This window comes from uncultured Propionibacterium sp. (genome assembly GCF_963539965.1).
Lineage (GTDB): Bacteria > Actinomycetota > Actinomycetes > Propionibacteriales > Propionibacteriaceae > Propionibacterium.
The window spans coordinates 19,475-27,899 of sequence record NZ_CAUTOU010000030.1; the positions used below are offsets into that span (position 1 = coordinate 19,475).

6 protein-coding genes are annotated in these 8,425 nt (G+C 69.1%); all 6 read right to left on the minus strand.

The window, feature by feature from the left end:
* Nucleotides 1-70: 70 nt before the first annotated feature.
* The 6 genes from R2N01_RS06690 to lipB all read right to left on the minus strand — a co-directional run bounded on the left by R2N01_RS06690 (nt 71) and on the right by lipB (nt 8,311).
* A complete protein-coding gene (locus R2N01_RS06690) occupies nt 71-3,547 on the minus strand; it encodes a DNA-directed RNA polymerase subunit beta (RefSeq protein ID WP_316669710.1) in 3,477 nt (1,158 codons plus the stop codon).
* Between the two features lie 716 nt (nt 3,548-4,263).
* Nucleotides 4,264-4,881 carry a hypothetical protein gene (locus R2N01_RS06695; protein WP_316669713.1) on the minus strand — a complete coding sequence of 206 codons (618 nt, stop codon included), beginning with the start codon at nt 4,879-4,881 and terminating at the stop codon, nt 4,264-4,266.
* A 233-nt stretch (nt 4,882-5,114) separates the two neighbouring features.
* Entirely contained in the window at nt 5,115-5,513 is a 399-nt protein-coding gene (gene rplL, locus R2N01_RS06700) for a 50S ribosomal protein L7/L12 (protein WP_316669715.1), read from the minus strand.
* A 16-nt stretch (nt 5,514-5,529) separates the two neighbouring features.
* Nucleotides 5,530-6,177, minus strand: coding sequence for a 50S ribosomal protein L10 (gene rplJ, locus R2N01_RS06705; RefSeq protein WP_316669718.1), 648 nt, complete (start codon nt 6,175-6,177; stop codon nt 5,530-5,532).
* 248 nt (nt 6,178-6,425) lie between these two features.
* Nucleotides 6,426-7,370, minus strand: coding sequence for a lipoyl synthase (locus R2N01_RS06710; protein ID WP_316669725.1), 945 nt, complete (start codon nt 7,368-7,370; stop codon nt 6,426-6,428).
* A 77-nt stretch (nt 7,371-7,447) separates the two neighbouring features.
* The gene (lipB, locus tag R2N01_RS06715) at nt 7,448-8,311 is read right to left on the minus strand and encodes a lipoyl(octanoyl) transferase LipB (RefSeq protein WP_316669720.1); all 864 of its coding nucleotides are present in this window, start codon (nt 8,309-8,311) and stop codon (nt 7,448-7,450) included.
* Between the last annotated feature and the right edge of the window lie 114 nt (nt 8,312-8,425).

Below are 8,425 nucleotides of genomic sequence, written 5' to 3' on the forward strand. Positions count from 1 at the left end.
CAGCAGGCGGCTAAAACTGTGGATCCAGTGGTCGCGGGACGGGCCGGGGCCCGGACGCCGTGGGGCGTCGTCAGGCCTCGGACTCCAGCTTGTACGAATCGGCGCCCGGCCGGCGGGAGAGGTCGATGCCCAGGTCGTCGGCGGAGCGGAAGTCGTCCTCGGAGTCGCGCAGGTCGATGACCCGCCCGTCAACGCCGAGGACCTCGACGTTCAGGCACAGGGACTGCATCTCCTTGACGAGGACCTTGAAGCCCTCGGGGATGCCCGGCTCTGGGATGTTCTCACCCTTGACGATGGCCTCGTAGACCTTGACCCGCCCGGCCACGTCATCGGACTTGATGGTGAGCATCTCCTGCAGGGCCCAGGCGGCGCCGTAGGCCTCCAGGGCCCACACCTCCATCTCGCCGAAGCGCTGGCCGCCGAACTGGGCCTTGCCGCCCAAGGGCTGCTGCGTGATCATCGAGTACGGGCCGGTGGAGCGCGCGTGGATCTTGTCGTCGACCAAGTGGTGCAGTTTCAGCATGTACATGTAGCCGACACCGACCTTCTCGGGGAACGGCTCGCCGGAGCGGCCGTCGAAGAGCGTGGCCTTGCCGTCGCTGTTGACGACCATGTCGCCGTCGCGGTTGGGCAGGCCGTTGGCCAGCAGACCCGAGATCTCCCCCTCGTTGGCGCCGTCGAACACCGGCGTGGCCAGGCGGGCGTCGCCCTCGACGTGCTCGAGGCCGACCTCGCGCAGGCGCCGGGCCCAGGGCTCGTCGCACTCGCCGATGTCCCAGCCCGAGTGGGCGATCCAGCCGAGATGCATTTCGAGCACCTGGCCGAGGTTCATCCGCGAGGGCACGCCGAGCGGGTTCAGGATGATGTCGACCGGGGTCCCGTCGGCCATGAACGGCATGTCCTCGACCGGCAGGATCTTGGAGATGACGCCCTTGTTGCCGTGGCGGCCGGCGAGCTTGTCGCCCACCTGCACCTTGCGCTTCTGGGCGACGTAGACGCGGACCATCTGGTTGACGCCGGGCGGCAGCTCGTCGGAGTCCTCGCGGTCGAAGATGCGCACGCCGATGACGGTGCCCTCCTCGCCGTGCGGCACCTTCATCGAGGTGTCGCGCACCTCGCGGGCCTTCTCACCGAAGATGGCGCGCAGCAGACGCTCCTCGGGGGTCAGCTCGGTCTCGCCCTTGGGCGTGACCTTGCCGACGAGGATGTCCCCGGTGCGGACCTCGGCGCCGATGCGGATGATGCCGCGCTCGTCGAGATCGGCGATCATGTCGTCGGACACGTTCGGGATGTCGCGGGTGATCTCCTCGGGCCCGAGCTTGGTGTCCCGGGCGTCGACCTCGTGCTCCTCGATGTGGATCGAGGTGAGCACGTCCTCGGACACGACGCGCTGGGACAGAATGATGGCGTCCTCGTAGTTCAGGCCGTTCCAGGGCATGAATGCGGCCAGCAGGTTGCGGCCCAGCGCCAGCTCGCCCTGGTCGGTGCAGGGGCCGTCCGCCAGGGGCGTGCCCATCTCCACGTGCTGACCGGGGGTCACGGTCGGGCGCTGGTTGACACAGGTACCCGCGTTGGAGCGCTGGAACTTCTCGAGCTTGAAGGTCTGGTAGGTGCCGTCGTCGCAGGCGATGTCGATGAGGTCACCAGTCACGGAGGTCACGGTGCCGGGCTTGGAGGCGCAGGTGACCTCGCCGACGTCGACGGCCGTGCGGTACTCCATGCCGGTGCCGACGAAGGGGGCCTCGTTGCGGACCAGCGGGACCGCCTGGCGCTGCATGTTGGCGCCCATGAGGGCCCGCGAGGAGTCGTCGTGCTCCAGGAAGGGGATCAGGGCCGAGCCCACCGACACCATCTGGCGCGGGGAGACGTCCATGTAGTCGACCTCGTCGCGGGGCATCAGGTCGACGTCGCCGTGGCGCTTGCGCACCAGGACGCGGTCCTCGGCGAAACGGCCGTTCCCGTCGAGGGAGGCGTTGGCCTGGGCGATGATGTGGCGGTCCTCCTCGTCCGCGGTCAGGTAGTCGACGTCGTCGGTGACGGTGCCGTCGATGACCTTGCGGTAGGGCGTCTCGATGAAGCCGAAGGCGTTGACGCGGGCGAACGAGGCCAGCGAGCCGATGAGGCCGATGTTCGGGCCCTCAGGGGTCTCGATCGGGCACATGCGGCCGTAGTGGCTCGGGTGGACGTCGCGAACCTCCATGCCGGCGCGGTCCCGGGAGAGGCCCCCGGGGCCGAGAGCCGACAGACGGCGCTTGTGCGTCATCTCGGCCAGCGGGTTGTTCTGGTCCATGAACTGCGAGAGCTGACTGGTGCCGAAGAACTCCTTGAGCGCGGCGGTGACCGGCCGCACGTTGATCAGAGTCTGGGGCGTGATGGCCTCGATGTCCTGCGTGGTCATGCGGTCGCGCACGACGCGCTCCATGCGGCCCAGGCCGGTGCGGAGCTGGTTCTGGATCAGCTCGCCCACGGTGCGCAGGCGGCGGTTGCCGAAGTGGTCGATGTCATCGGCCTCGACGAGCAGACCGCCCTCGAGCTCGGTCCTGCCCTCGTGCAGGGCGCAGATGTAGTGGATGGCGGCCTTGATGTCGTCGATCGTCAGGACCTGCTGGTCGAACGGCAGGCCCAGGCCGAGCTTCTTGTTGATCTTGTAGCGACCGACCTTGGCCGTGTCGTAGCGCTTCGGGTTGAAGTAGAAGTTCTCCAGCAGGGTCTGGGCCGCGTCGCGGCTCGGCGGCTCGCCCGGGCGGAGCTTGCGGTAGATGTCCAGGAGCGCCTCGCCCTGCGTGGTGACGTGGTCCTTCTCCATCGTCATGCGAACGGACTCGTACTGCCCGAACTCCTCGAGGATCTGCTCCTCGGTCCAGCCCAGGGCCTTCAGCAGGACGGTGACGTTCTGCTTGCGCTTGCGGTCGAGGCGGACGCCGACGGTGTCGCGCTTGTCGATCTCGAACTCGAGCCACGCGCCGCGGGAGGGGATCACCTTGCAGGTGAAGACGTCCTTGTCGCTGGTCTTGTCGGGGACCTGCTCGAAGTAGACGCCCGGGGAGCGCACCAGCTGGGAGACGACCACGCGCTCGGTGCCGGTGATGATGAAGGTGCCCTTGTCGGTCATCAGCGGGAAGTCGCCGATGAACACGGTCTGGCTCTTGATCTCGCCGGTGTCGTTGTTCATGAACTCGGCGGTGACGAACAGCGGCGCCGCGTAGGTGGCGTCACGGTCCTTGCACTCGTCGATGGTGTACTTGGGCTCCTCGAAACGGTGGTCGCGGAAGCTCAGCGACATCGTCTGGGAGAAGTCCTCGATCGGGGAGATCTCCTCGAAGATCTCCTCGAGCCCGGACTTGGTGTTGACATCGGTGCGTCCTGCGGCCAGGGCCTCGTCCACCTCGCGCTGCCACACGTCGTTGCCGACGAGCCAGTTGAACGATTTCACCTGCAGATCGAGCAGGTTGGGGACTTCCAGAGGCTCGTGAATCTTCGCGAAGGAGATTCGTCCACTGCTGGAGACGACATCGGTGTTCTTCAACGCATTGCGCGAGGCGGCCAAGGTGTGGTCCTTCCAAGAACTCGCAGAGGTTCTGTGCATGCAAAACGGCCCGCGTCACAACGCGGTCGTCCTTGTGACGATAAGCAACTATGAACTATAGCCCCTCGACGACAGAAGAGCAAGCGCGCACCGCGTCTCCCGCATGCCGCAGGCACATGCCCCGGCGGCCTCGCCACCGGGGCCGGACCACGTCCCCGATGATACGCATGCAGCCGCGCAGGGCAAGCCGCGGCGCGCCGTCATCCGGCCCCTGAGCCGGGCCGGGCCCGGCTCAGGGGCCGGCCCGGTCGATCTCGTCCAAGTGGACGATCTCGTCGCACGAGCCGCCCCCTCCCGGCGGGAGACGGGCTCGGAGGAAGGACGACGGGTGCGGGTGCGGCGCATGCGATGCTCCTCGGCGGGGAGACGCCCGAGAGCATGCGCGCAGAAGACCTGTGGGCCGCCGCGGGGGGCAGGACGGTCCGGCGGCCGCCGCCGCGCTGGCAGGTCTTCGGGCCCATGGGCGCTCCGGACCACTCCGGATCCCCTCTCACGACGATTCACCACCAGCGAACCGAACCAGCAGGGTCGGGCTGCACGACCCCCCTCGCCAGGCGGCGCGGGGATCCTGCACGAATGGGGCGGGCCGGGGAATCGCCTGCTCGCCCCGGCCCGTCCCATGGCGAGACCGGGCACGACTCTACAGTGAATGCGAATAATTCGCAAGAATAGGGGCTTCACCGTCTCTGGAGTTGAACGGGCGAACAGGCCGCATCGCGATCGGCGCCGGCCTGGAGATCCGAGTAGTGCCGGTCGCACCAGTCCTGGGCGTCCGCGCTCGAACCGAGGCCGTCGACGACGAGGGTGACGAAGATGAACTGGTCGTCGGTGACCGCGGGCCCGTAGGCCGAGCGGCGCACGAGCAGCACCTGGGCGCCATCGGGGGCGAAGCGGTCGACGAGGGCCTCGTACTCGGCCAGGACGATCGGCGCGGAGTCCACGGTGGCCTTGCCGCTGGGAAGCGAGGCGGGCTGGTTCGGCGACAGCACGACATGGCTGCCCACCAGGGCCGCCCACTGACCCTGCACCGGTTGGATGCTCGCCCAACCGGCATCGGCATGGCTCGACAGCTCGCCGTAGGCCTGGGCATCGGTCGACATGGACGACCCTGATCCCGGACCCGCCGAGGCCGGGGCGGAGATGGCACGGGCCGGCTCGGTGTCGACGGTGACACCCTCATCCTGCGAGGAGTCCGCGCCGAGCGCGAACAGCACGACGACGAGCACCAGCGTCAGCCCGATGGCCGACCACCGGACGACCTCGCCACGACTGCGTCCACCCCGTGCTGCGTTCAAGGACCGGCCCTCCCCCGATGTGCCCGACTGTCCAGGACTCCCCCACCGTACCGGTTCGCCCCACCGGGGAACACCCCGAGGAGGATCGTGACACGGCAAGGGGTCCGTACGGTCCTTCACCGGTCCGTCCTGGGCGCCGCGGGTCGGGGACGGCGAGCGGGCGCCACCCGATGACGGGTGACGCCCGCTGCAGTCGGCCGGCCCTCAGCAGAGCGCCGGGGTCGTACGCCGCCTCACTTGAAGGAGACGGTGGCGCCGGCGGTCTCGAGCTTCTCCTTGGCCTGGTCGGCGGTGTCCCTGGCGACCTTCTCGAGGAGGACCTTCGGAGCGGCCTCGACGAGATCCTTGGCGTCCTTGAGGCCGAGGCTGGTCAGGGCGCGGACCTCCTTGATGACCTGGATCTTCTTGTCGCCGGCGGCCTCGAGGACGACGTCCACCTCGCTGGCGGTCTCCTCGTCGGCGTCCTCGCCGCCATCAGCGGCGGCGCCGGCGGCCGGGGCGGCCGCCACCGCCACGGGAGCGGCGGCCTTGACGTCGAAGGCGTCCTCGAAGGCCTTCACGAAATCGGACAGTTCGATGAGGGTCATGTCCTTGAACTGCTCAAGGAGCTCCTCGGTGCTGAGCTTCGCCATGATTGGGCGTCCTTCCTTACTCGTTCGATGCAGCGTCAGCCGCGTCTGCAGTGGCCTCGGCAGCATCTGCTGCTTCGGGTGCCGGATCCTCGGCAGTGCTGCGCTCCTGGTCGGCGGCGGGGGCTCCGGCCCCACCGATGGCGGAGGGATCCTGGGCCGCCTTGTCCTGGAGGGCGCCCAGAGTCCGGGCGACCTGCGCGAGGGGGGCGGCGAACAGGGCGGCTGCCCCGCCCATGGAAGCCTTCATGTCCCCTGCCAGCTTGGCGAGCAGCGCCTCGCGCGACTCGAGGTCGGCGAGCCTCCTGACCGTGTCGGCGTCGAGGATCCTGCCATCCATGACACCGCCCTTGATGACCAGAAGCGGATTGTCCCTTGCGAAATCACGCAGACCCTTCGCCACAGCGGCGACATCGCCCGTGATGAAGGCGATGGCCGTCGGCCCGGAGAGCCGGTCGTCGAGTCCCTCGACGCCGGCCTGCCTGGCGGCGATCTTGGTCAGGGTGTTCTTCGCAACGGCGTAGGTGGCGTCGTCTCCGAGGGACCTGCGCAGATCCCTCAGGTCCTTGACGGTGAGTCCGCGGTACTCGGTCAGCACGGCGGCGTTGCTCCCGGCGAACCTCGCAGAGAGGCGCTCGACCGCGGCCGCCTTGTCAGGCCTCGCCATTGGGTCTCCTTCCCACTTCTTGTTCGGGTCGAAGACCTCGGGCGGCTCCCCGGGACGACTGGAAGCCCCGGCACGCGAGCACTGGAGCACGGCGAATGGCGTCGTATCAGCACCTGCGCGGGCGCCATCCCCGACGGGACGGCTTTACGGCATCGTGGAGAACCACCAGCGGTCTTCGGCCCGGTTGAGCTTACCCCCCGAGCAGGCATGAGCCAAGCCATCCCCGCCCACCGGGGCGGGCGCTCGGTTCAACGGCCGGTGAGCAGTTCGGCGCTGGCGGCCTGTCCGGTCCCGTCCCCGTGCCTCTCGATGGCCCGGCGGTACAGCGAGCCGGCGCGGTAGCTGGAGCGCACCAGGGCACCGCTCATGACGCCGACGAATCCGATCCGCTCGGCCAGGCGGCCGAAGTGGACGAACTCCCTGGGCGTGACCCAGCGGTCGACGGGGCGCAGGGTCGGGCCGGGGCGCATGTACTGGGTGATCGTGATGAGCTCGGCGCCGGCGTCGCAGATGTCGCACAGTGCCTCCTCGACCTCCTCGTTGGTCTCCCCCATGCCGAGGATGAGGTTCGACTTCGAGATGAGACCGGCCTCGTGCGCCTGCTCGAGTACCGACAGCGAGCCCTCGTAGGTGAAGCCGGGGCGGATCTGCTTGAACAGGCGCGGAACGGTCTCGATGTTGTGTCCGAAGACCTCCGGACGGGCGTCGAAGACGACTTGGAGCTTGTCGGGATCGGCGGAGAAGTCCTGGGCCAGCATCTCGACGCCGACGCCGGGGTTGAGTTCGTGGATGCGGCGGATCGTCTCGGCGCACAGCCAGGCGCCCTCATCGGGCAGGTCGTCCCGGCAGACGCTCGTGACGGTGGCGTAGTGCAGGCCCATCTGCTTGACCGACAGGGCCACCCGGCCGGGCTCGGCCGTGTCGTACCGGTCGGGTCCGGCCGAGGTGATCTGGCAGAAGTCGCAGCGGCGGGTGCACTTGTCGCCGCCGATGAGGAAGGTGGCCTCGCGGTCCTCCCAGCACTCGTAGATGTTCGGGCAGCCGGCCTCCTCGCACACGGTGTGCAGGCCGCCGGCCAGCATGCGCCGGTGCATGTTCATGTACTCGGGACCGGCGCTCAGGCGCGTCCTGAGCCAGTCGGGGCGATCGCGCTCGATCGGCGTCCGGGCGTTCTTCGCCTCGATGCGCAGCATCCTGCGGCCGGTACCGGCCTTCTTCACGCCCGGGCGTGCTCCGGGCAGGGTCGTCGCCGAGGCGTTCGTCGCGTCCATCACAGGCGGATCTCCTCGAGAGTGCTCGTCGGCGCCGGACAGGGCGTCAACGACTGACCGACCGCCGTCGGGCGGTGAACAGCGGGGTGCGCATCGCGGGGGACGTCGGGGCTCATCCGGTAGGGGTGCATGGACAGGAGCTCGCGCAGCTGCGGCTCGAGGTCCTCGGCGACCCGCCCCAGACCGGGGGCGCGCCCGAGCTCGCCGCGGATCGAGGTGACGCCGGCGTCGGTGATGCCGCAGGGGATGATGTTGTCGAACCGTTCGAAGTCCGGGGCGACGTTCAGTGCGAAGCCGTGCATGGTGGTCTGGTGGGCGCAGCGCACGCCGATGGCGCAGATCTTGCGCTCGGGGCGCAGACCGTCGGAGCCGAGCCATACGCCGGTGCGGCCGGGTATGCGCCCGGTCGCGAGCCCGTAGCCGGCGAGCAGCCTGATGACGGCCTCCTCGAGACGGCGCACGTAGTCGACGACGCCCACCCCGCGCTGCAGGAAGACGATCGGATAGCCGACGAGCTGACCGGGGCCGTGCCAGGTGACGTCCCCGCCCCGGTCGACGTCGATGACGGGCGTGCCGTCGAAGGGACGGTCCTCGTCCCTCGTCTGGCGCCCCGCCGTGTAGACGGACTCATGCTGGCAGAAGATGACCCGATCGGGGCAGCGGTGGTGGCAGACGTCGTCGAGCACCCGGCGCTGGTGCTCCCAGCCGGTGCGGTAGTCGTACAGGTCCCCGGTCGCGACGTCGTCGAGACAGTGACGCTCGAACTCGAGTCCCACGGGATGATCCACCCAGCCCTCGGGGAGCCTCCCGTCGACCGGCTGAGGCGTCCTCGGCTGAGGCGTCCTGAGGTGCGGATCCGTCATGTTCTGTGATGCTAGTGACGGTCCGTCCCGATGCGCGGGCGGCTCATCGGGCTATCGCCACGGGCGAAGCCGCGGCGGTGAGTCGGCGCCCCCGGCCGCCCGCCGGCGGGGACC

Coding starts and splice junctions, on each gene's coding strand:
- rplL (WP_316669715.1), bottom strand. CDS start 5,513: ATGGCGAAGCTCAGCACCGAGGAGCTCCTTGAGCAGTTCAAGGACATG.
- rplJ (WP_316669718.1), bottom strand. CDS start 6,177: ATGGCGAGGCCTGACAAGGCGGCCGCGGTCGAGCGCCTCTCTGCGAGG.
- R2N01_RS06710 (WP_316669725.1), bottom strand. CDS start 7,370: ATGCTGCGCATCGAGGCGAAGAACGCCCGGACGCCGATCGAGCGCGAT.
- lipB (WP_316669720.1), bottom strand. CDS start 8,311: ATGACGGATCCGCACCTCAGGACGCCTCAGCCGAGGACGCCTCAGCCG.